The 25548-nt window shown below is 69.6% G+C and carries 26 protein-coding genes; 13 read left to right on the top strand and 13 right to left on the bottom strand.

The genetic code is table 11. The features are described 5' to 3' along the window. Window positions 1-183: 183 nt before the first annotated feature. Window positions 184-549 carry a nuclear transport factor 2 family protein gene (locus tag AB0H42_RS01540; RefSeq protein ID WP_357048107.1) on the bottom strand — a complete coding sequence of 122 codons (366 nt, stop codon included), beginning with the start codon at window positions 547-549 and terminating at the stop codon, window positions 184-186. A gap of 101 nt (window positions 550-650) precedes the next feature. Here AB0H42_RS01540 and AB0H42_RS01535 point away from each other — a divergent pair, with 101 nt between their 5' ends. Continuing rightward, a complete protein-coding gene (locus AB0H42_RS01535; RefSeq protein WP_357048104.1) occupies window positions 651-1562 on the top strand; it encodes a LysR substrate-binding domain-containing protein in 912 nt (303 codons plus the stop codon). Window positions 1563-1801: 239 nt separating this feature from the next. Continuing rightward, window positions 1802-2275, top strand: a complete 474-nt coding sequence (locus tag AB0H42_RS01530) for a hypothetical protein (RefSeq protein ID WP_357048101.1) — start codon at window positions 1802-1804, stop codon at window positions 2273-2275. 33 nt (window positions 2276-2308) lie between these two features. Here AB0H42_RS01530 and AB0H42_RS01525 read toward each other — a convergent pair whose 3' ends face one another. Further along, on the bottom strand, window positions 2309-3451 hold the full coding sequence (locus AB0H42_RS01525) for a Glu/Leu/Phe/Val dehydrogenase dimerization domain-containing protein (protein ID WP_357048637.1): 1143 nt from the start codon (window positions 3449-3451) through the stop codon (window positions 2309-2311). A 323-nt stretch (window positions 3452-3774) separates the two neighbouring features. On the opposite strand from AB0H42_RS01525, the gene AB0H42_RS01520 reads away from it, so the two are divergent. The 3 genes from AB0H42_RS01520 to AB0H42_RS01510 all read left to right on the top strand — a co-directional run bounded on the left by AB0H42_RS01520 (window position 3775) and on the right by AB0H42_RS01510 (window position 6256). After that, on the top strand, window positions 3775-4773 hold the full coding sequence (locus AB0H42_RS01520) for a LysR substrate-binding domain-containing protein (RefSeq protein ID WP_357048098.1): 999 nt from the start codon (window positions 3775-3777) through the stop codon (window positions 4771-4773). 108 nt (window positions 4774-4881) lie between these two features. Then, window positions 4882-5979: an exo-alpha-sialidase gene (locus tag AB0H42_RS01515; protein ID WP_357048095.1), complete on the top strand. Its 1098-nt coding sequence runs from the start codon at window positions 4882-4884 to the stop codon at window positions 5977-5979. Window positions 5980-5983: 4 nt separating this feature from the next. Continuing rightward, window positions 5984-6256, top strand: a complete 273-nt coding sequence (locus AB0H42_RS01510; protein ID WP_063128621.1) for a ubiquitin-like small modifier protein 1 — start codon at window positions 5984-5986, stop codon at window positions 6254-6256. A 17-nt stretch (window positions 6257-6273) separates the two neighbouring features. Here AB0H42_RS01510 and mug read toward each other — a convergent pair whose 3' ends face one another. Together mug and AB0H42_RS01500 are read right to left on the bottom strand one after the other, a co-directional pair. Then, window positions 6274-6861, bottom strand: coding sequence for a G/U mismatch-specific DNA glycosylase (mug, locus tag AB0H42_RS01505; RefSeq protein ID WP_357048091.1), 588 nt, complete (start codon window positions 6859-6861; stop codon window positions 6274-6276). Window positions 6862-7087: 226 nt separating this feature from the next. Further along, the gene (locus tag AB0H42_RS01500; protein WP_357048088.1) at window positions 7088-8200 is read right to left on the bottom strand and encodes a serine hydrolase domain-containing protein; all 1113 of its coding nucleotides are present in this window, start codon (window positions 8198-8200) and stop codon (window positions 7088-7090) included. Window positions 8201-8513: 313 nt separating this feature from the next. On the opposite strand from AB0H42_RS01500, the gene AB0H42_RS01495 reads away from it, so the two are divergent. The 3 genes from AB0H42_RS01495 (at window position 8514) to AB0H42_RS01485 (ending at window position 12803) form a co-directional block, all read left to right on the top strand. Beyond that, window positions 8514-8864 (top strand): hypothetical protein, encoded by a 351-nt coding sequence (locus AB0H42_RS01495; protein ID WP_357048085.1) that lies wholly within the window; start codon window positions 8514-8516, stop codon window positions 8862-8864. A 604-nt stretch (window positions 8865-9468) separates the two neighbouring features. Then, a complete protein-coding gene (locus AB0H42_RS01490) occupies window positions 9469-10719 on the top strand; it encodes an MFS transporter (RefSeq protein WP_357048083.1) in 1251 nt (416 codons plus the stop codon). 146 nt (window positions 10720-10865) lie between these two features. Further along, a complete protein-coding gene (locus AB0H42_RS01485) occupies window positions 10866-12803 on the top strand; it encodes a KUP/HAK/KT family potassium transporter (RefSeq protein ID WP_357048079.1) in 1938 nt (645 codons plus the stop codon). Window positions 12804-12986: 183 nt separating this feature from the next. Here the strand turns inward: AB0H42_RS01485 and AB0H42_RS01480 are convergent, their stop codons facing one another. Beyond that, window positions 12987-13322, bottom strand: a complete 336-nt coding sequence (locus AB0H42_RS01480; RefSeq protein ID WP_357048076.1) for a hypothetical protein — start codon at window positions 13320-13322, stop codon at window positions 12987-12989. A 39-nt stretch (window positions 13323-13361) separates the two neighbouring features. Continuing rightward, a complete protein-coding gene (locus AB0H42_RS01475; protein WP_357048073.1) occupies window positions 13362-14165 on the bottom strand; it encodes an N-acetylmuramoyl-L-alanine amidase in 804 nt (267 codons plus the stop codon). 264 nt (window positions 14166-14429) lie between these two features. Here AB0H42_RS01475 and AB0H42_RS01470 point away from each other — a divergent pair, with 264 nt between their 5' ends. Beyond that, window positions 14430-14705, top strand: a complete 276-nt coding sequence (locus AB0H42_RS01470; protein WP_030520303.1) for a helix-turn-helix transcriptional regulator — start codon at window positions 14430-14432, stop codon at window positions 14703-14705. 943 nt (window positions 14706-15648) lie between these two features. Here the strand turns inward: AB0H42_RS01470 and AB0H42_RS01465 are convergent. Beyond that, on the bottom strand, window positions 15649-15786 hold the full coding sequence (locus tag AB0H42_RS01465) for a hypothetical protein (RefSeq protein ID WP_357048070.1): 138 nt from the start codon (window positions 15784-15786) through the stop codon (window positions 15649-15651). Window positions 15787-16144: 358 nt separating this feature from the next. On the opposite strand from AB0H42_RS01465, the gene AB0H42_RS01460 reads away from it, so the two are divergent. Together AB0H42_RS01460 and AB0H42_RS01455 are read left to right on the top strand one after the other, a co-directional pair. After that, on the top strand, window positions 16145-16771 hold the full coding sequence (locus AB0H42_RS01460; RefSeq protein ID WP_357048067.1) for a hypothetical protein: 627 nt from the start codon (window positions 16145-16147) through the stop codon (window positions 16769-16771). Then, window positions 16771-16914, top strand: a complete 144-nt coding sequence (locus tag AB0H42_RS01455; RefSeq protein ID WP_357048064.1) for a hypothetical protein — start codon at window positions 16771-16773, stop codon at window positions 16912-16914. Before AB0H42_RS01460 ends, AB0H42_RS01455 begins: the two co-directional genes overlap by 1 nt. A gap of 156 nt (window positions 16915-17070) precedes the next feature. On the opposite strand, the gene AB0H42_RS01450 is transcribed toward AB0H42_RS01455, so the two are convergent. Next, on the bottom strand, window positions 17071-17559 hold the full coding sequence (locus tag AB0H42_RS01450; RefSeq protein WP_357048061.1) for a DUF4383 domain-containing protein: 489 nt from the start codon (window positions 17557-17559) through the stop codon (window positions 17071-17073). 220 nt (window positions 17560-17779) lie between these two features. On the opposite strand from AB0H42_RS01450, the gene AB0H42_RS01445 reads away from it, so the two are divergent. After that, the gene (locus AB0H42_RS01445; RefSeq protein ID WP_357048059.1) at window positions 17780-18235 is read left to right on the top strand and encodes an SRPBCC family protein; all 456 of its coding nucleotides are present in this window, start codon (window positions 17780-17782) and stop codon (window positions 18233-18235) included. Here the strand turns inward: AB0H42_RS01445 and AB0H42_RS01440 are convergent. From AB0H42_RS01440 to AB0H42_RS01430, 3 genes are read right to left on the bottom strand one after another with little or no spacing between them, the layout of a single operon-like run. Beyond that, on the bottom strand, window positions 18179-19336 hold the full coding sequence (locus AB0H42_RS01440; protein ID WP_357048056.1) for an NAD-dependent epimerase/dehydratase family protein: 1158 nt from the start codon (window positions 19334-19336) through the stop codon (window positions 18179-18181). The genes AB0H42_RS01445 and AB0H42_RS01440 overlap by 57 nt on opposite strands. Before the next feature lie 31 nt (window positions 19337-19367). Then, window positions 19368-20537: a zinc-dependent alcohol dehydrogenase gene (locus AB0H42_RS01435; protein WP_357048634.1), complete on the bottom strand. Its 1170-nt coding sequence runs from the start codon at window positions 20535-20537 to the stop codon at window positions 19368-19370. Then, complete coding sequence (locus AB0H42_RS01430; protein ID WP_357048053.1) at window positions 20537-21049, bottom strand: hypothetical protein; 513 nt, start codon at window positions 21047-21049, stop codon at window positions 20537-20539. The genes AB0H42_RS01435 and AB0H42_RS01430 overlap by 1 nt, the downstream gene beginning before the upstream one ends. A 145-nt stretch (window positions 21050-21194) precedes the next feature. On the opposite strand from AB0H42_RS01430, the gene AB0H42_RS01425 reads away from it, so the two are divergent. Continuing rightward, the gene (locus tag AB0H42_RS01425; RefSeq protein ID WP_357048050.1) at window positions 21195-21350 is read left to right on the top strand and encodes a hypothetical protein; all 156 of its coding nucleotides are present in this window, start codon (window positions 21195-21197) and stop codon (window positions 21348-21350) included. 120 nt (window positions 21351-21470) lie between these two features. Here the strand turns inward: AB0H42_RS01425 and AB0H42_RS01420 are convergent, their stop codons facing one another. Together AB0H42_RS01420 and AB0H42_RS01415 are read right to left on the bottom strand one after the other, a co-directional pair. Beyond that, window positions 21471-23777, bottom strand: coding sequence for a M28 family peptidase (locus tag AB0H42_RS01420; RefSeq protein WP_357048047.1), 2307 nt, complete (start codon window positions 23775-23777; stop codon window positions 21471-21473). 203 nt (window positions 23778-23980) lie between these two features. Beyond that, a complete protein-coding gene (locus AB0H42_RS01415; protein ID WP_357048044.1) occupies window positions 23981-25489 on the bottom strand; it encodes a hypothetical protein in 1509 nt (502 codons plus the stop codon). Window positions 25490-25548: the final 59 nt, after the last annotated feature.

Raw genomic sequence — 25548 nt, 5'->3', positions numbered from 1 at the left:
GCCGCCCTTGATGCCGATGGCCAGGCGCTGGATGCCGGACCCGGAGGGACCCGGTGGTGCGGAGTCGACGGTCCGGGCGCGCGGGACGCGGCGCGGGCAGCAGAACGCGAGCCGGGCGTTCCTCCGGCGCCGCCGTCGGTGGTCCGGTCCCGACGGCGACGAGGCGGGGACCTGCGTCCGGGCTCAGGGTGTCGGCGCGACGAACTCCGGCTGGTCGAGTACGCGCAGCCAGCTGCCGTCGGGCTGGCGCCGGACGACCTGCGCACGCGCACCGGTACCGTCCTTCGGCGGCGTCGAGGTGAGGGCGAGGTCGCCGCTGATCAGCGTCGGCAGCGGTTCTTCCGGCTCGAAGCGGGGTCCGGCGTCCAGCACCTTCTCCCACAGCGCGCGGATCGCCGCCCGCCCGACAGTCCGGCTGCCGGGTGGGTAGGCCAGGACGGCGTCCTCTTCGTAGAGTTCGGCGACTCCCGCCGCGTCACCGGCATTGGAGCGTTCGACGAACAGGCGCGTGATGTCTTCGGGCCGCAGCGCCTTCTCGTACTCGGGCATCGATTTCCTCCTGTAATTTTCGATTTCGACGTGTTCCAGCCTGGCCGGACGGTTATCAGAAGTCCAACAGATGGTTCTTATGAAAGCTAGAATTATCAGTTATGGAGCTGAGGCAGCTGGAATACTTCGTCGCGGTCGCGGAGGAGCAGAACTTCACCCGGGCGGCGCAGCGGGTGCACATCAGCCAGTCCGGTGTCAGCGCCCAGATCCGCGCACTGGAGAAAGAACTCGGCGCCGAACTGTTCGACCGCTCGGCACGGACCGCCACCCTGACCGTCGCGGGAAAGGCCGCCCTCGAACACGCCCGCACCGCCCTCGATGCCGCCGAAGCCGTCACTCAGGCGGTCGGTGAGGTCACCGACCTGATCCGGGGCACACTCACCATGGGTATGGTCGTCGGCTGCACCGTCACACCGCTGTTCGACGCACTCGCCGATTTCCACCGCGCCCATCCCGGTGTGGAGATCACCCTGCTCGAGGACAACTCCGACCGGCTCGCCGAGGCCGTGCGGGCCGGTGCGCTGGACGTGGCTCTCATCGGTACGGCGACCGCCGAACCCGACGGACTGGAAGCGCTCACCCTCATCCGGGAACAGCTCGTCGCGGCGGTCCCCACCGGCCATCCACTGGCGGCGCGGCGGCGGGTCACCCTCGCCGAGTTGTGCGCCCACCCCCTCGTCTGTATGCCTCCGGGTACCGGTGTGCGCGCCGTGTTCGACCGCGCCTGCGCGACCCAGAACCTCCGCCCGGTGGTCGCGCTCCAGGCCGGTGCGGCCGACGCCATCGCCGATCTCGCCGCGCGCGGACTCGCGGTCGCCGTCCTCAGCGATTCCATGGCCGCGGCCCACCGCGACCGGCTCGTCACCCTCACCCTCGAGGGTGCCGAGACTTCCGCGTTCCTCGCCTTGGTCTGGAAGGACACCGGCCGCCCCGTGGTACGTGAACTGCTCGTTCACAGCCGGCGGGCGTTCCATCGGGCCGGGCTCGGCGAGGGTCCCGACAGCTCTCGGTAGCGGTATCACCGCGGGTGACTTCGGCAGTAACGGCCGATGCGCCGAGCACCCGATCCGCACGGACGACCGCGTGTCGACCCACCGCGGGACAGCGGACGACGCCACCCCGCACGAATCCGAGATGGTCTGCGCCGGAAGCCGCTTCGCCGGTTGCCGTACCGGGACCGGAGGACCACGGACCGGCAACGCATCGGTTACGCTCGAGGCGGTTCCGCCGGCGGTGATATGGGGTGTGCCGGATGGACTCGTCTGCGATCGCGGCGGCGGCCGGCGTAGCGACAGCGCTGATCGCCCTGGTCGCCGCGGTACTGGTCGTATGGCAGGTGGTCGAGATGCGGAAAACCACCTATGCCAGCGCGGTCAAAGCTGTCTACGACATGCTCCAGGACGAATCACTGCGCCCGGACCGTCGTTTCGTCATGCGGCACCTGCGGGTGCGGGAATTCGCGTCGTGGTCGGACGAGGACATCCAACGCGTCGAAGGAGTGTGCCACAGCTACGACTGCGTGGGCATCATGTGCCGGAGCGGGTTCATACCGCGCGATGTCGTGGCCGACTCCTGGGGCGATTCGCTGCGGACGTGCTGGAACGTAGTGCGGCCCCTCGTGGAGAAGTACCGTGCGGATCGCAACGCACCGGAGCTGTGGGACGACTTCCAGTGGCCGGCCCGGCGAGCCGTGGAGATCAGGCGCCCGGTATCCGCCGGCCGCTGACGGTGCGGCGACCGGCGGATCCGGGCTCCGGGCTCAAGGGACGACGACCGGCTCGGTGAGCGGCGGCGGGTCGTCGGCCCAACGGTGACCGGTTTCGCGCGGGGTCACGCCCTGCTCCGCCCATGCCGCCAGCAGCAGGGCGACCTTGCTGTGCATGATGGTGCGGAGCCGGTCGAACGAGTTCTCCGGCGTATCGTCGACCTGACCGAGCAGCAACCACCACGCCCAGGCCACGGCCCCGGCGTTCGCGACGAAGTCCGGCAGCACCGGGATACCGCGGGCGGCGAGCATCGCCTCCGCTTCGGGGGTGGTGGCCGCGTTCGCGGCCTCGACGACGATCCGGGCCCGGACATCGAAGGAGTTGTCCGGCGTGATCGCATAGGAGATCGCCGCCGGCACCAGAATGTCGACATCGGCGGCCAGGATCGTGGTCCGCGGCAGCTGCTCGACCCCGGCCGGCAACCGGGAGCGGTCGATCTCGCCGTACCCGTTACGCAGGGCCAGCAGCGCCGGGATGTCCAGCCCGTCGGCGCAGTACAGAGTCCCGGCGGCATCGGCCACGGTGGTGACCTTCATTCCGGCCTCGTACAGGTAGTAGGCCGCCGCCCCGCCCATGGTGCCTACACCCTGGATCGCGACCGTGGTCTCGGCGGGCACCTGCCCCCACCAGACCGCGGCGGCGAGGCAGGCGTGCGCGACACCGTAGCCACCGATCACATCGCCCAGCATGAATCCACCCTCGACCGCCGCGTTCAAACCGCGGCGGACCCGTTCCAGGGTCGCGGCGGGATCGACGGCCCGGCGGATCGCGGCGTGGTAGCTCTGGCCCAGGCCGAGTCTTTCGAAGACCTCGTCGATCAGATGCTGCGGAACCCCCAGGTCTTCGGCGGTCACCCAGTGCGAATCGATCCACGGACGCATGGCCTCGCAGAACCGTTCCAGTACTTCGACGGCGCGCGGATCCTTGGGATCGAAGTCGATCCCGCCCTTGGCCCCGCCGATGGGTAGATCGAACGTCGCGGTCTTGTTGGCCATACCCCGGGCCAGATCCTCGACTTCGCTCACCGTACAGCCGGCCCGCATCCGGGTGCCGCCGGTGGCCAGGCCACCGCGCAGGGTGTGCACCACAAGGTAACCGACCGCGCCCGTCTGCGAATCCGTCCAGTGCAAGCGCATATACGGCTCGGAACGACGGACCGCGGGGGTGAGGGCCACTGCCGCCGAGACGTCCGGAACTGCCTGCGCGGTAATCTGCGCGGCGCCCCTCGCCGGGTCCTGCATCGTCGTCACGACGAACCACCTCCTCTTCGTGTTCGTGCCGGTTACACCATCACCCACGGAGAAGCGCCGGGTGCGTAATCCCCTGTCCGGACTACGTCGTCCCCGGCCGATGGCTCGATTCCGGTGTCACCAGCCTGCATTCGCACCTGCCCGCTCGTCTATTTACGGTTCGTTCACGGCGGTGTTCAGCGTTGCTGCACAACGCTTAGGCTCGAACCATGGACCTGTCGCTGGCCCGTCTGCGAATGTTGCGCGAATTGCATCGACGCGGCACGGTCACGGCGGCCGCGACCGCACTGCACTACACCGCGTCGGCGGTGTCCCAGCAGCTCGCCCAGCTGGAACGCGATGTCGGCACCCGGCTGTTCGAGCGGCGGGGGCGCCGGCTGCAACTCACCGATCTCGGGGTGCTGCTGGCCGAGCACGCCGAGGAGATCCTCGCATCGGTCGAGCGGGCGACCCAGGCGCTCGAGGACGCGGGCGAGATCATGACGGCGAAACTCACCGCCGGTGTGTGGGCGTCGGTCGCCTCCGGCCTGCTGCCCGATGCGCTCACCGCCCTCGCGCGCACCCACCCGGGTATCTCGGTGCGCACGCGAGAACTTGTTCCGGAGGCCACCGCCGCCGCGGTGCGCGACGGGGCATTGGACCTGTCGTTCGTACTCGAATACTCCAACTACCCGATGACCTGGGACAGCGGCCTGGAGCGCGCCGTCATCGCGGTCGAGCGGATCTACGCCGCGGTCCCGTCCGGAGCCGTGCCGTCGGCCAGCGTGACGCTGGCCGACCTCGCCGAGCATCCGTGGATCCTCGCGCCCGCCCGGTCGCATTTCGGACATGCGGCCCGGCTGGCGTTCCAATCCGTCGGGCTCGAACCACGGATCGATCACGAGGTGGAGGAGCAGGCGACGGCCATGGCGATGGTGGCGGCCGGGCTGGGTGTGACACTCGTGTCGGATCTGGGTCTGGCATTGCGTCCGCCGGGAGTGGACATCGTCGCCCTGGGCGACGTGCTCACCCGGACCGTATCGCTGGCCTACCGCACCAACACGGCCCGGCGTGCCGCACTGCTGCTCGTCGTCGACGCGGTCCGCGCGACCGCCGCGGAGAAGGGCCTGGGCGCCGAATCCGCACTGCCCACCACGGCGAATGCGGAACCCTTCCCGTCCCCGGCGGATACGCTACGCACGGCCGATCGGCGCCCGGAACAGAACTGATCGGTCCGGACCCGCCGCGACTCGCCTGCCGCATTCCGGTGAGTCGGGTCACAGCCGCGGGGTACGCTCGCACGCGTCGGCGTGGCGGTGACACCTGGAGGTCGGCACATGGATGTTCTACTCGGAATCGGGACGCGTAAGGGTTTGTTCCTGGCGCGCAGTACCGACGGCCGGTCGAGCTGGGAGGTGAGCCCGCCGCGGTTCGCCGTGGCGGATGTGAAAGCACTGGCGATCGATACGCGGCGGACGAGGCCGCGCGTGCTCGCCGGAGTCCTGGACAGCCATTTCGGCCCGACCCTGGTGACCAGCGACGATCTCGGCCGGACGTGGAGCGAACCGGACGACGCGCCGCTGGCGTTCCCGTCGGATACCGGGGCGGCATTGCAGGGCGTATGGCAGATCGCGCCCGCGACCGCGGCCGAGCCGGAGGTGGTGTACGCGGGCGCCGAACCGTCGGCGTTGTTCCGCTCGTCCGACGCGGGGCGGACGTTCGAACTGATCCGCGGGCTGTGGGATCACCCGCACCGCCCCGAGTGGATGCCGGGTGGCGGCGGGCTGGCGTTGCACACGATCATCCCGCATCCGGCGGACGCGGAACGCATCACGGTCGCCATGTCGACCGGCGGCGTCTATCAGACCGCCGACGGCGGTAGGTCCTGGAGACCCACCAACAAAGGGGTCACGGCCGATTTCATGCCCGGTGAGCTGCCGGAGTGGGGGCAGTGCGTGCACAAGGTCGCCATGGACGCCGGCACACCGAGCACGATGTATCTGCAGAACCACGGCGGAGTCTTCCGCACCACCGACGACGGCACGAGCTGGCAGTCGATCGACGGCGGCCTACCGGCCTCGAACTTCGGCTTCCCGATCGTCGCGCACCCGCGACGCCCCGGGGTGATCTACACCTTCCCGCTGGTCGCCGATATGGAGCGGTTCCGTTTTCCTCCGAACGCCGAATGCGCCGTCTACCGCAGTGCCGACGGTGGCGGGACCTGGTCGGCGCAGACCAGCGGGCTTCCGCGGGAGCCGTTCTGGGCCGCGGTCATGCGCGATGCCATGTGCGCCGACGACGCCGACCCCGCCGGGATCTATTTCGGCACCCGCAACGGCGAGGTCTACTGCAGTCCCGACGAGGGTGAGCACTGGCAGCTGGTGGCCGACAAACTGCCCGACGTCCTGTGCGTACGCGCCCGAGTGGTCGGATAACGCCGTGGCACAGGTGCGCCTGCCGTCCGCACTGCGGCCCTACGTCGGCGGCGACCGGGAACTCGCCGTCGACGGCGCGACGCTGCGCACCGTACTGGACGTGCTGCGCGAGCGGTCGCCCGCGCTGGAGCGCCGCCTCCGCGACGAGAGCGGTGAACTACGCCGCTATGTGAACTTCTACGTCGACGGCGACGAATGCCGGACACTGCGGGGTTTGGACACACCGCTCGACGCCGGCACCGAGGTCATGATCATTCCGTCGGTCGCCGGTGGGTGATCGCGGCAGGCGGCACGCTACTCGGCAGCGCGGTCGGCCGCGACCGCACGCGCCGATTCCACTCGCAGTGTGCGGAATGCGGCAGCCAGCGCGTCCAGGGTGTAGTGGGCGTTGAGACCGCTCGGATTGGGCAGTACCCAGACCTCGGTGGCGCCGATCATCTCGTCCTGGCGCCCGACGGTGGTCCGCGGCCGCCCGAACGCGGTGCGGTAGGCGCCCAGGCCCAGCACCGCGAGGATTCGCGGCCGGCTCCGCCGCACGCGCTCGACGAGCGCGGCGCCGCCGTCGCGCAGTTCCTCCTTCGTCAACTCGTCGGCCTTCGCGCTCGTCCGGGAGACGACATTGGTGATGCCCAGCCCCAGCGCCGGCAGTTCGTCCTGTTCGTCGGGGCGGAACAGGCGCGGCGTGAAACCCGATCGGAACAGCGCGGGCCAGAAGCGGTTTCCCGGCCGAGCGAAATGGTGGCCGGTCGCACCGGACCACAGGCCGGGATTGATTCCGCAGAACAGCACTCGCAGATCCGGTGCCAGTACATCGGGAATCGTCGTCCCGGCCGCGGCCGCCAGATCGGCCGGTGTCGGACGGTTTACCGCGGAACGGGCCATTCGCCCAGTCTGCCAGCGGGCGCGAGCCCGCCGAGCCGGAGGGCCACGTCCGAGGGGTTCGCCGCTGGCCGCGGCGCCGCGACGCACACGCTATCGGTAGCCACGAGAACCATGCCGGGCACCGTCCGGCAGCGATCCACGCCGTGCCGGGAGAAAGCGCCGGGACCGCCGCGGTCCCGGCGGCATCGCGCACGGACGACGTGCCACTCAGGGGGGCGTGCATACCTCACATGACGAGCCGGTAGAACGCCGAGAGCGCGCCGTCGATGGGATGCGGCTGCGGCCTGCCCCGTCCGTCGAGCCGGTTCCAGCGCTGCATGTTGACCGCGGCCGAGAACTGCCGGGCACCGTCGGCGCGGGTCATCGAGATCGCTCCGGCGCCCCAGACCGAACCGTCGTGACCCCAGAATGTCCCGTGCCCGGGGACCTCCATCCGGTGCAAACCCAGACCGTATTCGATCGTCTTGCCCTCGAAGGAGATGACCGGGACGGTGTGCTGCATCTGCGCCAGCGACGAGCGGTCCACGATCTCACCGGCGAGCAGCAGGGCGAAGAACCGGTTCAGGTCGGCCACGGTCGAGATCAGCGAAGCCGCCGGCCCCACCCACGACATATCGAAATCGCTGTAATCGCGCGGGGGTTCGAACATCCCGAACCACGCCTCGTAGATCCGCGAATGCGGCCCGTCGACACCGGTGCTCTCCGGGAGCTCGGTGTCTTGCAGTCCGGCCCGTTCGATGACGTTACGGGTGATGCACTTCTCCGCGGTCGTGCCGGTCACCAGTTCCAGGAGCCGGCACAGGAGCAGGTAGTTGGTATTGGAGTAGATACCCGGGGTGCCGCCGGGCGTCCCGGCCGCGGGAGCGGAGACCCCCAGTCCGATCAGTTCGAGGGGGTCGAAACGCGTGTGCCGGTTCTCGTCCAGGCTGTCCGGCCGTGTCTCGGCCACGGCGGGGAAGGCGGCGAGGGACGGGTAGGCGTACGGGAGATATTCGGCCAGACCGCTGGTGTGGTTGATCAACATGCGAACCGTCACGGCTTGACCGCGGGCACCGGGGACCAGCTTCGGCAGGTAATGGCCGATCGATGTGTCCAGGTCGAGCTGTCCGCTCTCCACCTGCTGCAATACCGCCGCGGCGGTGAAGGTTTTGGTGATACTGCCGACCCGGTGCCGCATATCCGCCGTGACCGGACGGCCGGTCTCGATATCGGCGACCCCGGCCGCACCGCGCCACAGCCGATCACCGTCGCGCACTTCGGCGAACACGCCGGGAATTCCCGCGCGGTGGATATCGTCCAGGGCGGCCTGCAACCGGGCGGGCTCGAGTGGGTTCGTCACGACGGGTGTCCTCTCGTAGGAATCCTGTGCGGGTCGATCCGGGAGGCCCGTAGCGGGCGGTACCCGGTCGGCCCTCACTATCCGCCGAGCGGCCTCACCGAGTATCGGAAAAATGTTCCGCAGCCGACGGTCGCCGGGGTGAGAAACCGCCGCAGCACCCGATATCGCGGCGGGCGGGAACCGACCGGACGAACCGAGCGGTTGCCTTCGACCTGGTCAGGGCGCGATCATCGATGAGGAGCGACCCGGCGGTGCCGGTCCGGTCGACCGTCGGTGAATCGGCAGTTATCGACCACGAGAGGACCGTGTTTCCATGCCTTCCCCCAGTAGTGCGAACAGTACCGGTCGACCGTCCGCCGCCGCCCCGGCGAGAACGGCCGATCGTTCCCCGGCACGGGCCGCGCCCGCGGCCAGTCTCACGCTGCCCCATCTCAGCGCCGAGGTCGCGATCCCCGGCCGGGGCATCGATGTGAAGGCCGGGCCGGTCGAGTTGTCCCTGCCGACCCGTTATATCTACTACGGCGGGCTGGGCGCCCTCGCCGTCGCCGGTGCGGTCGAATTGCCGCTCGCCGGTGCGCTGGCGGCGGCGGGCCTGATCGTCGACCGGATGCGGCGGCCCCACACCGCCGTGCCCGGACCCGTGCGCGGCGGCGCGGCGGCGTAGTCCGGCCGGCCCCGCCTGTGCGTCGCGGCCGGCGCGAAATTGCGGATCGAGCTGACCGATGTAACCGATATCGGCCAGGATCATATCGCGGCGGAACACCGTGACCGCGGGATCGAGCCCTTCACCCGGGGAGCCTCCAGTTCGGTCGAGTTCGGCGGGCACCCACACAGCGAGGCGTGTTCCTCCGCGCACCGTAGTACCCACGCGACCGGCGCCCTCCGGGTGAGCGCACCACCGAACCGACGCCCGCCACCGTAGATTTTTCCGATTGCCGTGACCGGCATCACCGGGCCTGTGACCTGCGTCTCCGCTGTTTCCGGCCGAGGACGCAGCCGCGACGAGCTCGCCGGAGTCCCGGTCGCCCATTGACGTCTTAGCGCTAAGCGATTACACATGCCTTGGCGCAAAGCCGTCTCCTCGGGAGATCAGCGCCCACCACATCTGCACATCCCTGAACCGAAAGCCCACTCCATGGCCCCGATCTCCACCCCGAGCCCGGCCCGACCCCAGCGGTCGGGGCACAAGGTCACCTCCCCCCACGACCGCACCCCGGTCTAACCTATCGATCAGGCGCCCAGCGCCGACTATTGCCGAGGACGCCACCGTGAGCGGACCCCCCGCAGCCGTAACCCCGAGCACCGTCACCCGCCCCAACTGGGTCGTGCTCGCGCTGGCCTTCGTCGCTGTCGTACTCGACGGCTACGACACCATCGCCCTGGGCCTGTCGATACCCGCGCTGTCCGAGGAATGGGGTGTCTCCGCGTCGCGTTTCACGCCGGCGCTGTCGATCACCAGCCTCGGCGTCGCCCTGGGATACATCGCGGTCGGTCAACTGGTCGCCCGGTTCGGTAGCAGGCGTGTCATTCTCGCCGCCGTACTCGTGTTCACCGCGGGGTCGCTGCTCACCGCCACCGCGACGTCCATCTGGGAGCTGACCGCCCTGCGACTGGTCACCGGCCTCGGTCTCGGTGCGGTGCTCCCCGCGGCCGTCGCCCACGCGACCGCCCTCAATCCCGCCCGCTTCCGCCAGTCCATCGCGGTGTTCGTCACCATGGGGATCTCGCTGGGCGCGCTGATCGCGGGTTTGCTCGGCAGCACACTCGTCAGCAGCCACGGCTGGGAGTCGGTGTTCGTCATCGGTGCGCTCGCCTCTGCCGTCCTGTTCCCGCTGCTGTGGCTGGGCCTACCGGACGAAGAGGAGGTCATGGGCACGATCGAACCGGCCGCCGCCAGGCACGGCGCCTCGGTGGCCCGGCTCTTCGACCCCGGAGTCCGCACCCGCACCGCCCTGCTGTGGGGATTCTCCTTCCTCACCTTCTCGGTCTACTACATCTTCTCGTCCTGGCTGCCGACCCTGCTCACCAGCTACGGGTTCAGCAAGGGCCTGGCCCCGCTGGGCTCGGCGGCACTCGGGGTCGGCAGCATCATCGGCGCCGGAGTGCTCATGCTCGGCGTGCTGCGCCTGCGCATGACCTCAGTACTGGCGGGCACCACCGTCGCGGCCGTGGTCTTCCTGATCGTTTCCGGCCTCCTCGGCACGGACAAGGCATTGCTGCTCATTGTGTTCGGCGGAGTGGGCCTCGGCCTGCAGGCCGGCATGATCGGCCAGGCCGCGCTCGCGGTCTCGCTGTACCCCGACCGCACCGCCGCCACGGGTGTCGGATGGGCATCGTCCATGGGACGGCTCGGTTCGGTGCTCGGACCGATCATCGGGGGCGCTCTCATCGCGGTCGGCGCGTCGACCGGCACGATCGTGCTCCTCGCCTGCGTACCGGTGGTCGCCGCTCTGGTCCTGGTCACCGCACTGGGCCGGGTCACCGCGGCCCCCGCCGAGCGGACCCTCGCGGCGCACTGACCGCGGTCCCGGCCGGTGACCTCGCCCGCCGGGGACCTGCGCACCGGCCGCCCGCGCGGACCGACGTGCGCACCGGCGGCCGCTCCCGCGGACTCGGGGTCGGGCAGTGCACGATAGTGCGGACCCGGCCGACGAGGAGCAAACCCATGGTGAGCGAAACACGTACCGGTCCCCCCGCACCCACCGCCGGCCGCGGACCGGTGCGGGCGGCGGTGATCGTGGGCGCGCTGGGCGTGGTCTTCGGCGATATCGGCACCAGCCCGATCTACACCATCCAGACCGTGTTCGATCCGCAGGATCCGCATCCGGTACCGATCGGTACCGCCAATGTGTACGGGGTGGTGTCGCTGATCTTCTGGTCGGTGATGACCATCGTCACCTTCACCTACATCTCCCTGGTGATGCGCGCGGACAACGACGGCGAAGGCGGCATCATGGCGCTGATCACGCTGCTGCGCCGCCTCGGCGCCACCCGTGGCCGCCGGACCGCCGGTTTCCTCGCGGGGGCCGGGATCTTCGGCGCCGCACTCTTCTTCGGCGACGGCATGATCACCCCCGCCATCTCGGTGCTCTCCGCGGTCGAAGGGCTGCGGATCGTCGAACCGGACCTCAGAGACCTGATCATCCCGATCACGGTCGTGATCATCGTGGCCCTCTTCTCCGTCCAGCGGCGAGGTACCGCCACGGTTGGCCGGCTGTTCGGCCCCGTGATGATCGTGTGGTTCCTGACCATCGGCGCCCTGGGTATCGCCGGAATCGCCCGCCATCCCCAGATACTGAAAGCCCTCTCCCCGACCTACGCGCTGAGTTTCGCCACCGGGCATTTCCATATCGCGTTCTTCGCCCTGGCCGCCGTCGTACTCGCGGTCACCGGCGCCGAGGCGCTCTACGCCGATATGGGCCATTTCGGCCGGAAAGCGATCACCCGGGGGTGGCTGGGGTTGGTCCTGCCCGCCTGCACACTGAGCTATTTCGGGCAGGGCGCGCTCGTCCTCGGTGACGAGGCCGCGGTGGACAGCCCCTTCTTCCTGCTCGCCCCCGGGTGGGCCCGGCTGCCCCTCGTGCTGCTGGCGACCGCCGCGACGGTGATCGCGTCCCAGGCGGTGATCACCGGCGCGTTCTCGGTGGCCGCCCAAGCGGTGCGGCTGGGTTACCTGCCGCGCCTGCGGGTCGCGCACACCTCCGAATCCACCATCGGGCAGATCTACGTTCCGTGGATCAACTGGTTGCTCATGGTGTCGGTTTTGACATTGGTCTTCGCCTTCCGGAGTTCCGCGGCACTGGCCTACGCCTTCGGTATGGCGGTGACCGCGACCATCACCATCACGACCCTGCTCTTCTTCTACGTGGCCCGCACCAAATGGCGTACCCCGCTGTGGCTCGTGCTACTCGGCGCGATCCCCCTGCTCACCGTCGACGCGCTGTTCGTCGCGGCGAACCTGACCAAACTGGTCCACGGGGCGTGGCTGCCGCTGTTGATCGGACTCACCGCGTTCGCCGTGATGATCACCTGGGCGCGCGGCCGTGTCATCGTCACCGCCGCGCGGCGACAGGCCGAGGGTCCGCTACCGCAATTCGTCGAACAGTTGCGCAGCCGCCGGCCACCCCTGATCCGGATTCCCGGTACGGCGGTGTTCCTCAACCGCGGCAGCAGCACCACTCCGCTGGCGATGCGCGCCACCGCCGAACACAACCGGGTACTGCACGAACACGTCGTGATCCTCTCGCTGGACACCGTGCCCGTCCCGCGGGTGCCCGATGCCGACCGCCTCCGCGTCGATCCGCTGGGTTATACCGACGACGGCATCGTCCATGTCACCGTCCACCACGGTTATATGGAAACCCCGAAGGTGCCGCAGCTGCTGGGCCGGCTCGACCCCGCGCAGACCGAGGGCCCGATCGAGGTGGAGGGGGCCTCCTATTTCCTGTCGAAGATCGAACTCAAGCCGGGCCCGGCGCCCACCATGGCGCCCTGGCGCAAACGCCTGTTCATCGCCACCTCCTACCTCACCTCCGACGCCGCCGACTATTTCGGGCTGCCCCGCGACCGGACAGTGATCATGGGCTCGCAGGTCGAGGTCTGAGCGGAGTCCGCAGCATCATTCGCTTCGAGGTCCCGCGCCCGCCACGACGTCACGATTGCGCCTCCTCGGTCCCGCCCCCTCGGCTCGGCGATCTCTGGAGGCCACCGAGCAACAGTGAGGGCACCGAGCACCGCCCGCGCGGTCACGAGTACTGCTACCGGCCGAACCACACCCTTGCCGCCGTCATTCGGAGATCTCCCTGGTGAGCGGTGGCGGTGGCGGCACATCGACGCCGAGGTCGAGCAGCGAGGACCGGACTACGATGTCCCAGCTGGCGTGCTGGGGGGCGGCCAGGCGGCAGCGTCGTTCCGCGTCGGCGACGACCCGTCGGTGCGCTTCCAGTTCGGCGGTCATCGCGGCGAGCTGCCGCGACAGCGGCTCGACCATCTGGGTGGCGGCCTGGGTCAGCACCTGGACGGCATCGGCCCGCCGTTTACGCCTGCCCAGCATTCCGGCCGCGCATACCCCACCGACGCCGGTGAGCAGGCCGCCGAGGACAGATGCCACTTCGCTGATCATGCTGTCCTCCCAACTGCGGCAGGGGTGTCGCGTCCTTCCTCAGGCGCGTTCGTCGGTGGCCGGATCGCGGAATCCGGGGATCTTCAATGCCGCGCCGATGACGCCCAGCGCCTCGGCGGTGGTCCGGTCACCCAAGAAATCCCAGCCGGGAAAGTTCGCCCCGCGGGCGGTCCCGGCACCGGAGAGCTGATCCAGCGTGAGCCCCACATGCTTGTCCAGGTAGTGCAGCAGGGTCCCCACGGTGACCTGCTCACCGTGATAGTTGGTGATCTTTTCTTCCAAAAACGCCATCTGCTCACCCTTTCCGTCCAGGAGTGCCTGTACGTCCCGGCGGAAGGCGTTCATATCTATGCCCGCCGGGTCGATCTTTCCTTCGCTGGAGTACTCGCGGTGCGCGACGCAATCGCCCGCGCCGCGGCCGATGCGCCGGAGCAGGGCCGCGCAGCCGCGCTTGTAGGCGTCGAGCTGAACCGGCGTCCAATCCCAGGGTGGTGTGCCACGCGAAACGGCTTCGATGCCGATGGTGTGATAGTTCGCGTTGTCGGTGGGCCAGCCCGGCCAGCTCCCACGCCCGGCATGCCAGCCGACGCCGACGGCGATCACCCGGTAGGTGCCGTCCTTCTCGAGCACCAGCTGGGCGAGCGGGCCCGGCAGATCGGGACGACCGTCCTGGACGATGCGCCAGTCGTTCGGGCCCCCTCCGCCCGTGTGATGACACAGCACGCCGCGGATATCGAGAAAGTCGCCGTGGCCGCGTTCGCGCCAGCCGTCGTGTTCGATCACCGGCAGGCCGGCGCCGCGCAGCACCTCGGCCAGCCATACCGGGTCTCCGCTCCAGGCCATCGGACCCTCCTGTCCTCGCGCCGATCGTCGTCGGCGCCCCGGGAGGCCGGCCGTGTTCACCGGTGCGGACGCGACCGCGCTACGGGGCGTGAACTGCGGTGATAGACAACCGCTCTCTTCACCGTAGGCCCCGTTCGGTCTTTTTTCAACCTTTTTCAGTCACTATTAGGCCTATTTCGGGCACTATGTCGGCCGGGATTCTGCCGCGGACCCGAAACTGTCGGGCACTTGATTCAGACCCTGCCCGATCCCAGAATGGTCGACATGGATGCGACGCCCGCGGAGTCGGAGGCAGCGACCACCGAGGAGGCACGCCTGGACGCGGCGTTGGGCGCGGAGGTACGCGCGATGCGGGCGCGGCGCGGCTGGAGTCAAGAAGCACTGGCCGAGAAGACCGGCTACAACAAGAAGACCATCATCCGGCTCGAGCGTGGCGAACGAGCGATGACGATGGCACAGATGTACAAGATCTGCAAGGTGTTCGGCATCCGGCCGAGCGACCTAGTCCTCGCCGCGGAGAAAGAAATCGGCATCCAGTAAAGGGGACGGATCGACCCCGCGCCGACGTGCCTCGACGACGAACGACGAGACGGTCGTCGTGGTGGGATCAGCGTTCAGATAGTCCGCCATAGCCACGGGGCGGTCCGGAGCTTCGTTGCCCATGAGCGTTTCCAGTTCTGACCGATCCACGCTCGCGAGGTGTTCCCGCTTCCCCCGCGGAGCCCGACAGTTCCCACTCGATTTCCTCTCCGGGGTCGACACGGTGTTGCCGGGCGAATTCGTCGTACCGGGTCCGGCCGTGCTGCCTTACGGACCGCGGAGCCGCACCGGCGGGTACCCGGACCCGGTCGCTTCCGTGACCGGCCCGATCGGGCGAACCCTCCACTCCCGGAACGAACTCGACACCCACACCGACACCTTCCAGCTACCGGACCCCTGCGCCCAGGCTCGTAGCCAGAGCCTGACGCCGAGTGTAATTATTTTCGCGCGCTCCGCCTAGGCCCGGAAGGATGGATGAACTAGAGGGTTTGACGGCCGGGACGCGAAGACAGGGACAGCTGGGCTGAGACACAACGCTTTTCGCACTACGACAGCACGGTAGCAGCGGGGTACGACACGTTCGGGACACGGTGTTCCCGTCGGCTCCCGGGCCGGACTGCCGGGCGATCGAGAACTGCTGCGGGCCAGCGAAGAACACAGGCCCACCGGATTCGAGGACGTGGGGGCGCGATGCGGCCGAGCGGCGCCGGACCCGCGGCGACCAGCAAACCTTCCGGCGCGCACTCCACGCGGCCGATCCGGTCCGCACACCACGATCTCGGCGGAACACACCGGCCGCTGCGCGATTCCGATGCACCGGACGAGCCGTGAGCGGTTCTCTCCGGGAAACCGTTTCAGCCTTGGGCGACCGCTCGATTCGACGTGAGCCGGAAGGAGGGCGCGGTCCTCACGCGGGGCGGCGAGTTCGTTGTCCGGGCGAGCGCTACTTGGCGAGGCTGCGCACCGAGGCATGCCCCGACAGCTTCATCAGCACCGGAGTCGACGCACCATCCTCCGCGGCATGGGTCAACCGCGAATGCCGCAGCTGGTGCAGCGCGTACAGGCCGCCCTCGACGCTCAATCCGCTGCCATTACATCGACCTGCCGTCTCATAACCAAGGTTTCGAGACGCTGCGGGGCGAGTGCGCTGCCCGCGACCAGGGGCAGCCTCGACCAGCCCTCCTCGAGGTGAGCTCCCGCGCGGGCGCAGATAGGGCTCTGGTAGCGATAGGGCGGAAATAACGACAGTGGCCCGACCGGCAGCGATGGGGGAATGTACCGGAGTCCTGGTGGGGTTACCACGCCACACCGCGCCCCGGCCTGGTATTTCAGGGGCGCCTTCCCATCTTCGGGACCCCCGGTTTGCCGTAGAGTTGTCTACTCAGCCCCGCGGATCGAAGAATGATAACTTGTGGGATTTGGTCGGTGAGGTGCACTCGGTGGGGCCAGACGAACTGTCAGGAAAGCCGCTGCCTCACGTGGTGGAGCAGATGGTGGCGAGCACCGCCCGGTCCATCGAGTCGGTCGCCGACGCCGCGGCGGGCCGGTTCCGAAAGTTCGGCGATACGCTCGACCTGGGTGCAGGCCACGCGGCCGGCGTGGACCGGTCCTCCTTCGCCAGAGGAGAATCGCCGACCCTCGATCTCCGACGCTCGACTCCGGATAGCGACGCCGAAGGTGTTGATTATTGGGATCCCGATAGCGATACCTGGGGCGAATCCAGCGATGGGCGATTCGACACCGTGGATATGGGGGACGGTCACATCGGTGAGGACGTACCGGGGCGCGTCAGCGACACAGGTGTGCGGTACCTACGCACCGAGGCGGAACGGCTCCCGTTCTGCCTCGACATCCGCGACGGCCGTGTCCGCGACGCCAACGGAAACCTGTTCGATACAAGGAACGCGAACGTGAGAGACGCTCTGGGGCGCCGCTTGAACGAGCGATATTCGTCATGGACGAACATGGGAATATTTACGCCTCATTGTTTGCAAAGCGGAACATACTCCAGCACTCCAGCTTTCTTGCTGGAGGACCAGTCGCGGGAGCCGGTGAGATCGAGGTAGTGAACGGTGAGATTCGCCTGATCACCGACCAGAGCGGCCACTATCTGCCCACACAGCATCTCATGAGGCAAGTGCTGACCCGCATGGAGGAATGCGGAGTGCGTCTCCGGCCGGACCAGGTGCGGATGCTGGCCACAGAGTGAGTCGCCCAGATCCGCCCGACGCCAAAAGATCGGGATCGGCCACCACACCGACCACCATGGGCGATGGGTGACCGTCCCGCTCACCGACCACCCGCACGGCAGGCCCGGTCGGCTCGGGTACGGCTCGTTCTCGTCCGTCCACTCGCTGTCCTGCTCCTACTCGATGATGCCGGGTTGCCGATCGGACAGGTGGCGCCCCACGTCGTCACTGTGCCGGGGCAGCGCGACGCCGAGCAGCACCATGCCCACGCCGAGGCCGAAGTGCAGCCAGTTGTCCGCGGTGTCCAGTGGCACGAAATTGGCGGCGCTGTGTTGATCGACGATCAGCCCGTACACCCACAGCAGCAGATAGATCGCTCCGCCTACCAAAAGGTAGGCCCGGGCCGGCCGGGGTCGCGCGCCCGCGATCAGACCGGCGATACCGAATGCCAGATGCACGATGTTGTGTAGCACCGACACATTGAAGAGGCCGAATAACTGGGCCTGGGAATGGTGCCCCGCCCACGCGAGAGCCCCGTAATCGGTGGTGATCCCGGGTATGAAGCCGAGCACTCCGACCAGCAAGAAGACCGCGCCGACCGCGGTAGCGGCGAGTTGTACCGGCGAGCGGGCGGTCGCAGTGGTGGTGCGGTTTCGGTTCGGCACTGGCTCGTCCTTTTCTCCTGGCCGCCGGGGCGGGGCAGGTCTCGCTCCGGCCTGCTCGCCGGGTGCCCCGCACTCCGCCCGGCAAACCCCGTGCCGGACGAACACCGCGCCCGGCCGGGGACCGGTGTTTCGCGTCGCCGATCCCGGGTATGGCGCCCGCATTCGCTGGGCGGGAAGCCGCGCCCCGGTGACCGAGGTGGTTCGGAAGATCGGAGGAGCGATGGCGGCCGAACCGAGTGTGGAGATACCGATACCTGTACAGGACGCGTTCGCGGTCCTCGCCGACGGCTGGCTGTACGGGCTGTGGGTGGTCGGCGCTTCGCATATCCGCAAGGTCGACCCCGGGTGGCCGCAGGTGGGTACCCGTATCCATCACAGCGTGGGGGGCTGGCCACTGGCCCGGCAGGACACCACGAAAGTTCGCTCGGTCGACGCACCACACCGGCTCGAGCTCGAGGCCTGGCTGTGGCCGGCGGGCGCGGCCTATATCCGGCTCGATCTCACCGAGCTCGGGCCCGACCGTACCGAAGTAACGATCACCGAACGCGTCGTCCGCGGCCCCGGGAAATTCCTCCCGGGGTCGGTACAGGACCTGGCGCTGGTACCGCGCAACCGGGAATCACTCCAGCGGTTCGCCGCCCTCGCCGTCGGGCGCTCCCCCCGCTCCCCGGGCTGACCCGCCGGTCCGCGGCCCGGCTCCGGCGGCCGCCGCCGGGGCCCTGGTAAGCGGACGCTGGCTCTGGTGGGTCGGTCTCCCCAACCGGAAAGCAGGGCGCTCCGGCGCGAGGGGCGCACTGGAACCGGACCGTCCGGCCCGCATCGCCGCCGCGAGTTCGGCGCAGGCGGCGACCGCGTCGTATCGCGGCGTCCAGCCGAGTTCGCGGGCGGCCCGGCCCGCGTCCACCAGGCATGCGCGGTCGGCCAGCCGGAGCCAGGCCGGATGCAGTGGCTGCAGACCCAACCGCCAGCTCACCCCCGCTCCCACGGTCAGCACGCGGTGCGGCACGGGTACCCGGAAGCCCCCGAATACCGCGGCCAGGTCGGTGGCGGTGAGCACGGGGTCGGCGGCGAGGTTGAACGCGCCGGTGGCGCGTTGTTCGACGATCGAGCCGACGGCCGCGGCCACGTCCGCGGCATGCACCAGCTGCAGGCGCAGCCCGTACCACAGCGGAACGGGCACCCCGGGCCGGCCGAGCACCGTGCGCGGCAGCCACCGGCCGAACAGCCACTCGCCCATTTCCGCGGCCGCGTCACCCTGTACGACAGCACACGGCCGGATCCGTGCCACCCGGATCGTGGGCTGCCGATGCTCGAACGCGTCGAGTTGCGCCTCGAGCTCGGCTTTACCCCTGCTGTAGGCGCTCGCGGACAGTCCACCGCACGGCCACTGCTCGTCGACACGACTCCACCGCGCGGCGGGAGTGTAGGCCGCCACCGAGGACGCGCACACCACATGCCGCACCCCCGCCTCGGTGACCGCACGCAGAACATTGGCGGTGCCGGCGGCATTGGTCCTGGTCAACGGCGGATCGGTCCGTTGCGGATGAACCGCCCAGGCCAGATGGACCACCACGTCGGCCCCGGCGAAAACCTTCGGTAGGAGGGTCGCCGCCGCCGGATCGCCGATATCGCATTCGACCCACCGGGCCCGGTCGTACGGCTCCCGTCCCCGCGGCGGACGGCGGCGGGCGATCCCGATCAGTTCCGGTCCGGGCCGGGCCGAGCGCAGCAGTGCCGTCCCCACATTGCCGCTGGCCCCGGTGACCACGACCTTCATCGAACTCGCACCCACCGGTGGAAGACGGCGTTCACGGCCGGAACACCGCCCGGATGCAGCCCTCCTGTTTGGTTTTGAACAGCTCGTAGCCGCGCACCGCGTCCTCCAGCGGCATATCGTGGGTGATCAGATGGGAGGGGTCGAGATCGCCCTGCTGGATGTAGTCGAACATCCGCGGCATGTACCGCTGCCCGTGCTGCTGCGCGGTCCGGAGGGTGAGGCTCTTGTTCGTCACCACCCCCATCGGAAATTTGTCGGTGAGGCCGTAGATGCCGAGCACCGAGACGACACCGCCTTTGCGGCAGGCCAGCAGCGCCTGCCGCAGCGAGGTCGCCCGGTCGGTTTCCAGGCGTAGCAGTTGTTTGGCCCGGTCGTAGAGCTGCTGCAGACCGGTTCCGTGCCCCTCCATACCCACCGCGTCGATACACGCGTCGGGGCCTCTGCCACCGGTCATTTCGAGCAATGCCTCCTGGACACTGTCCACCGCGGTGTAGTCGATCGTCTCCGCGTCGTATCGGTCCCGGGCGAGGGCCAGGCGTTCCGGGATCCGGTCGATCACCACGGCCCGCTCGGCACCGAGGAGCCGGGCGGAGTGGGCCGCCATCAGGCCGACCCCGCCGCCGCCCCACACCGCGACGGTGTCACCGGGGGCGATATCGCAGAAGTCGGCACCCATGAGGCCCGTGGGGACCGCGTCGGAACAGAACAGCGCTTGTTCGTCGGTGATGCCCTCCGGCACGGTGAAGCAGTTGACATCACCGAAGGGGACGCGGATGTAGTTCGCGTGCGAACCCTGGTACCCACCGAACGGATGGGTGTACCCGTAGATACCGCCGGTCGGATGACCGAAGACCGGTTGCTGCAGGGCCGCGTTGGGGTTGGTGGTGTCACACACCGAGTACAGGTCGTGCTCGCAATACCAGCACGTGCCGCATCCGATGAACGACGGCACCACCACCCGGTCCCCCACCTTCGTCGCGGTGACCTCCGCGCCGGTCTCGACCACCTCCCCCATGAACTCGTGGCCGAACACGTCGCCCGCCCGCATACCGGGTAGATAACCGTCGATGAAATGCAGGTCCGAGCCGCAGGTCGTGGTCAGCATCACCCGGACGATCACATCGTGGGGATTGACCAGACCCGGGTCGGGCACGGTTTCGACCGCGAGATCGTTGACCCCGTTCCAGCACAGTGCACGCATCATGCCTCCTGTCCGGCCGCCCGGCCGCTGGGGTTGCGGTCGAGGGTTGGCACTTCGCCCGTCTGCATCAGCGCACGCGCGCGATAGAGGACCGCGAAGATCGCCGCGCCGGTGAGCTGCCGCGGCAGCGGTGCCATCGCCGAGATATGTACTTCGGTGCCCTGTCCTCGGGGCGCGTCGGCGAATTCCAGCTCGATCCGCGCACGTTCGGGATCCACCGCGTCGACGAACTGTAATCCGTCCTGCTCCGTCAGCAGTACGCTCTCCCAGCTGATCATGTCCGCGCCCTCCGGCGCCGCGGTCCATTCGTAGCGGTCCGGCGCTGTCGATCGCACGTCGGCGAACCCGTCGAAAACGCGCGACAGATTGTCCGGGTCACGCCAGAATTCTTCCACTGCCGCGCGCGGCCGCTCGATCGTCAGGACCCGCCTGCCGGTGCCGCCGGATACCGAACCCACGGCTCGGCCGACGAGGGTGACCACTTCCTCTTTCGCCTTCTGTAGGTAATCCACGCGCTCTCCCTTCCGAAAAGTCGGCCCGGCAGCCCGAACGCGGTACCCCGAGTGCTCCGGCACAAACCCGCGGGCGCGCTCTCGAATCTCTCCTTTTGGACTCCGGGAACCCGGGTAGGCCGAAGCCACAGCGAAAGGAGTCGTCTTGACCGAAGCGAAACGCACCGAGAAGAACGACAACGACGAGCCCCGAGGCGGACGGCCGGGCCCGGTCGACCACGGCCGCGACGGCGGGATGGCCACGCGCGAGATCGCGCCGGAGGTGACCGTCGCCGACGAGACACAGGAGCCGCCGGACTGAGTTCGACGGCACTCCGCCCGCCTCGGACGCCGGCGGCCGTGTGCTCGGCCACCGGCGTCCGGGCTACACCCGCTCGAGGCTCTCGCCGATGGGTGAATTTCTGCACCCATCGGACTTCGATCAGAGATCTACGGTGCGTGTCACCACGATCCGCTCGCCGTCCTCTCGGATCGAGGGGACGAGATCGTCCGGGCGGGGCCGGAAACCCGGGGCCGCGGCCAGGCCGTGGGTTTCGTCGGCAGCGGTCACCCGGACGCGGTCGGCGCCGGGGGTCCGCACGGTGATGTCGACTCCATCCGGCGGCAGGTCGCGGAACCGTATCTCGCCCGGCCAGTTATCGGCCCGCTCCCCGGTGAGGGCCAGTTCGACCGGCGCCGCGCCCGCGACGGCCGCGACGACCCGGTCGATCCGGTGATCGACGCGCAGCACCAGCCCGGAGGCCGCGCGCCGGGACGCCACATGCACGGTGATGGTGTCGCCGTCGCGATGGAGCACCTCGACCACCGGGCCGTCGAGCGCCATCGGCTCGGCCGGGCCGGTCCACACCGTGCCCCACACGTACCCGGGGGAGAGCCGCGCGATATCGGTGCCGTCCACGAAGGTACGAGTCCAGCCGGCCGGTTCGGTATCCCCGCTCACCCAGCTCGCCACACCGGTATCCGCGTTCAGGACATAGGCCAGGTGCGCGCGGGCGGGATGCCGGGCGTCGAAGGTGTCGACCACGGTTCCCGCGGCGATCAGGAGTGCCGACACCACCGCTGCCGTCACCGGCACCGCGACGGTGACGGGGCGGCGGGCGGCGGGGCCGGGTAGCAGCAACTCGATCAGCGGGAGCACCATCACCACGAACAGCGCCGCACCCGCCGCGGCGGCCCCGCCGGATGTCAGGCCGACTCCGTCGATCAGGTTCCCGCTCAGCGGCCCGAGCAGCGCGGCGGCAACCGACGCCCCCAGCGTGAACACCGTCACCGGCCACAGGCTCCAGCGCACCGGTAGCAGCGCCGCCAGCGTGCCCAGCGCAACGAACAGGGCCGGCAGAGCGAACAGGAACGAGGCGCCGGGCGCCGCCACCGCACACACCACACCGAGTCCGGCCGGCCAGGCCAGGGCGCCGATCGCCGGCGCGACCGGCCCCAACCGGCGGCGTGCCGGTAGATACCAGCCGAGCACCGACGTCACGGCCAGCGCCACCAGTGCCCAGTGATAGACCTGGGGACGATGCAGCAACCCGCCCATCTGCTGATATGCGGGACGCAGCCACTCCAGCACCGACCACATCCCCTGCCCGAGCAGCGCCGCTGCGCCCAGTGGGACTGCTACCGACGCCGCGGCGAGCAGCAGCTGCCCGCTTCGCGCCGGGCCGCGGCGGCGCGCGAGCACCACCACGGCACCGACCGCCACCACGGCGAGCAGCGCGATCGGCAGGGCCAGCGCGTTCGAATAAGTGATCATGGTGCCCGCGAGGCGGAAGTAGGTGGCGTCGTGGTCGGATCGCAACTCGGCCAGATCGGCCGCGCCCAGCGCGTGGGCGAGGTGGAGCATGTTCTCACCGTGGTGCTGCAGGCTGCCCCGATCGAGGTTGCCGATGGTGTCACCGGCGGTGTGATAGTAGGACGAATTCTCGATATATGCGAAGTTGAGTCCGGTGAAGCCGGCTTTCGAGAGAGCCGTGAAATCGGTGAAATTCGGCATCATCCGGTACACCTCGACCAGCGACGAATCACCTCGTGGATGCGGCAAGGCGGCGAACAGTGATACCAGCGCGGCATTGTCCACCGAGGTCTCGAACATCAGTGACGGCCCACCGACACCACGGGCCTCCCAGTTGAGCACCACACCGCCGACGCGGGCGAGCGGGTGCTCCCGGGCGAACGCCTCGGCACCGAGCAGACCGTCCTCTTCACCGTCGGTGAACAGCAGCACGAGATCGTTGCGCTGATCGCCCTGCCGGGCGATCAGCCGGCCCACCTCCACCATCGCCGCGACCGCGGCACCGTCGTCCGAGGCACCCGGGCCCGTCGCGGCCGAATCATAATGTGCGGCCAGTAGAACCGTCCCGGTGGAAGCACGGCCGGGCAGGGTGGCGATCACATTGTCCACCCGGCCGAATGTCGCGAGCCCTTCGGACGCCCGCGCGCCGACACCGCGCTGGGTCTGCACCGAGAAGCCCGCCGACTCCAGCTCCCCGGTGAGGTATGCCCGGGCCCGGTCGTTCGCCGGACTGCCCAGCGGCCGCGGTTCGGTCGCGAAGCGCTGCAGGTCGGTCAGGGCCCGTTCGGCGCTGAACCGGTCGGTCGCCGACGCCGCGACCGGCCGGGGGCCGCGTCCGTCGGCGACGACGGTGGCCGCCACCGCGGCCGTCAACACGAGCAGGGCCACCAGCCCCGCGGCCACCCGGTAGGGAGATTCGATCACTCTCGCGCGCACGAGGTGACAGTATGTCGCTATCCCGGACGTGCGGTCGCCACCGCACGGTCACGACCGTTCGCACGCCCGGGAAGGGCGGCGGCGTCCTACGCGGCTAGTACACCGGCACCACCCTGCGCGACAACCTCGGCCGCCGCGACGCCCGCGCGGCCACACCCGCCCGGGCCGATACCTGACACCACGGCAGCGGGCGGGGGTGCCGGTCAGGCCGTGGACTCCTCGGACTCGGCCTGAGCCATTTTCAGGAGTGCCCGGTGCAGCTCCTTTGCCGGCTCGCCCGCCCGCTTACCGTGTAGCTCCGCTTCGACGAAGCCCTCGACCAGCGCGCGCCCGGGGTCCAGCAGCCCCGCACCGATATCCGGCCCGCCGCTGAGAGAACCGGCCATCAGGATCCGCCAGGCTTCCTGACGGGCCCGGTAATCCCCTGCCTCGTCGAGCGCGGCCGCGAATGCGCGGACCACCGCGGCGTACGCCGGCCGGCCGGTGGCACCGGCCCGACGGAAACGCCTTCTGCTCGGTCCCGAGCCGACGGCACCCGCCGGGCCCGCCAGCTCCGCGCGTTCCAGGGTGATCCACACCGGAGGCGGCTCGGCCGAACCCGACTCCGCCGCTTTCTTGCGCTCCCGGCGGATCGTATCGTCGCGTTGTTCGGTGACCTCGATGCCGTATAGCGCGACGGTGTACTTCCCGAGCAGGTCGTTCAGCGCCGCGGCGATCTGGTGCACCACCTCGGTTTCCAGCCCGGCCGTCTCGAAGCCACGGATTCGCAGGCCGTGCCTGCGGGCCATATCCTTCGCGAGCCGGATCGCGTCGGCGGGGTTGCCCCCCGTTCCCGGCACCACGGTCAGCGCCTCGGGCGGCGAGAACGGCTCCGGCTCCGCCTCGGGCGGCGCGAGCGTATCCGGCGGGGGCGGGTCATCCACCAAATGCAACGCCGGAGCTGTCTCCGGCTCGGTCGGCAGATCCGCGCGAACCGGCCCGACCGGTGGTTCCGGGCATACCGGCCCGGCCGGCGGCTCCATGGGGGCCGGCCCGACCACCGGCGCCCCGGGCGCCGGCCCAGCCGGAGACTCCGCGGGCACCGGCTCAACCAGCAGCTCCGCGGCCACCGGCTCAACCAGCAGTTCCGCGGGCACCGGCTCGATCGGTGGCTCCCGGCGCCTCGGCTCCTCTGTGCGCACCGGTTCGGCCAGTACCTCCGAGTGCATCGGCCCAGGCGGTGGCTCCGTCCCCATTGCTTTCGCCGGTACCTCCCCGCACACCGGCTCGGCCGGTACATCCGAGCGAACCGGCTCCCCGCGCACCGGCTCGGCCGGTACCTCTCTGCGTACCGGTTCTTCCGACCGCAGCACCGGCCGGGCCCGGGCCGGTACCGTGATCCGGGCCAGTTGCAGCGATAACTCGGGGGGCAACTCGATCGTGCGCGGCGCGGGGCGGGGCTCCGGGGCCGGGGGCCGGGCGGTTTCACTGTGCGCGGCCATCCGCGGCTGTTCGGCCGGCCCGGCCGCGGGCTCGGACGGCGCCGCACGCTCTCGGAGCACTCGCGCATCGGCGCTCGCCGCGGCCACGCTGCTGTCCGCGGTGGCGGCACAGGTGTCGATCAGCGCCTCCGGCGGGTCCGGCGGCGCGGAATCGGCCTCGTGGCCGCCGGATACGGTCGGCGGCGTACCGCCGGTTCCGGAGAGCGCCGGCGGGGGCTGGGTCTCGTGCACCGGCCCCACGGTGTCGGCGGCCGGCACCGGACCTGTCGAGGAATCGACCGGGTGCAGCG

The organism is Nocardia sp. NPDC050799 (assembly GCF_040654015.1).
Taxonomy (GTDB): domain Bacteria; phylum Actinomycetota; class Actinomycetes; order Mycobacteriales; family Mycobacteriaceae; genus Nocardia.
The sequence above is the reverse complement of the archived record's forward strand: the minus strand, read 5'-3'. Positions and strand labels throughout refer to the sequence as shown.

Excerpts from the sequence above, each read along its gene's own strand:
- mug (WP_357048091.1), bottom strand. The coding sequence starts at position 6,861 with ATGGCCCGTTCCGCGGTAAACCGTCCGACACCGGCCGATCTGGCGGCC.
- AB0H42_RS01530 (WP_357048101.1), top strand. The coding sequence starts at position 1,802 with ATGGACTCGTCTGCGATCGCGGCGGCGGCCGGCGTAGCGACAGCGCTG.
- AB0H42_RS01535 (WP_357048104.1), top strand. The coding sequence starts at position 651 with ATGGAGCTGAGGCAGCTGGAATACTTCGTCGCGGTCGCGGAGGAGCAG.
- AB0H42_RS01525 (WP_357048637.1), bottom strand. The coding sequence starts at position 3,451 with ATGCGCTTGCACTGGACGGATTCGCAGACGGGCGCGGTCGGTTACCTT.
- AB0H42_RS01520 (WP_357048098.1), top strand. The coding sequence starts at position 3,775 with ATGGACCTGTCGCTGGCCCGTCTGCGAATGTTGCGCGAATTGCATCGA.
- AB0H42_RS01485 (WP_357048079.1), top strand. The coding sequence starts at position 10,866 with ATGGTGAGCGAAACACGTACCGGTCCCCCCGCACCCACCGCCGGCCGC.
- AB0H42_RS01515 (WP_357048095.1), top strand. The coding sequence starts at position 4,882 with ATGGATGTTCTACTCGGAATCGGGACGCGTAAGGGTTTGTTCCTGGCG.
- AB0H42_RS01470 (WP_030520303.1), top strand. The coding sequence starts at position 14,430 with ATGGATGCGACGCCCGCGGAGTCGGAGGCAGCGACCACCGAGGAGGCA.
- AB0H42_RS01480 (WP_357048076.1), bottom strand. The coding sequence starts at position 13,322 with ATGATCAGCGAAGTGGCATCTGTCCTCGGCGGCCTGCTCACCGGCGTC.
- AB0H42_RS01445 (WP_357048059.1), top strand. The coding sequence starts at position 17,780 with ATGGCGGCCGAACCGAGTGTGGAGATACCGATACCTGTACAGGACGCG.
- AB0H42_RS01435 (WP_357048634.1), bottom strand. The coding sequence starts at position 20,537 with ATGCGTGCACTGTGCTGGAACGGGGTCAACGATCTCGCGGTCGAAACC.
- AB0H42_RS01475 (WP_357048073.1), bottom strand. The coding sequence starts at position 14,165 with ATGGCCTGGAGCGGAGACCCGGTATGGCTGGCCGAGGTGCTGCGCGGC.
- AB0H42_RS01495 (WP_357048085.1), top strand. The coding sequence starts at position 8,514 with ATGCCTTCCCCCAGTAGTGCGAACAGTACCGGTCGACCGTCCGCCGCC.
- AB0H42_RS01540 (WP_357048107.1), bottom strand. The coding sequence starts at position 549 with ATGCCCGAGTACGAGAAGGCGCTGCGGCCCGAAGACATCACGCGCCTG.
- AB0H42_RS01440 (WP_357048056.1), bottom strand. The coding sequence starts at position 19,336 with ATGAAGGTCGTGGTCACCGGGGCCAGCGGCAATGTGGGGACGGCACTG.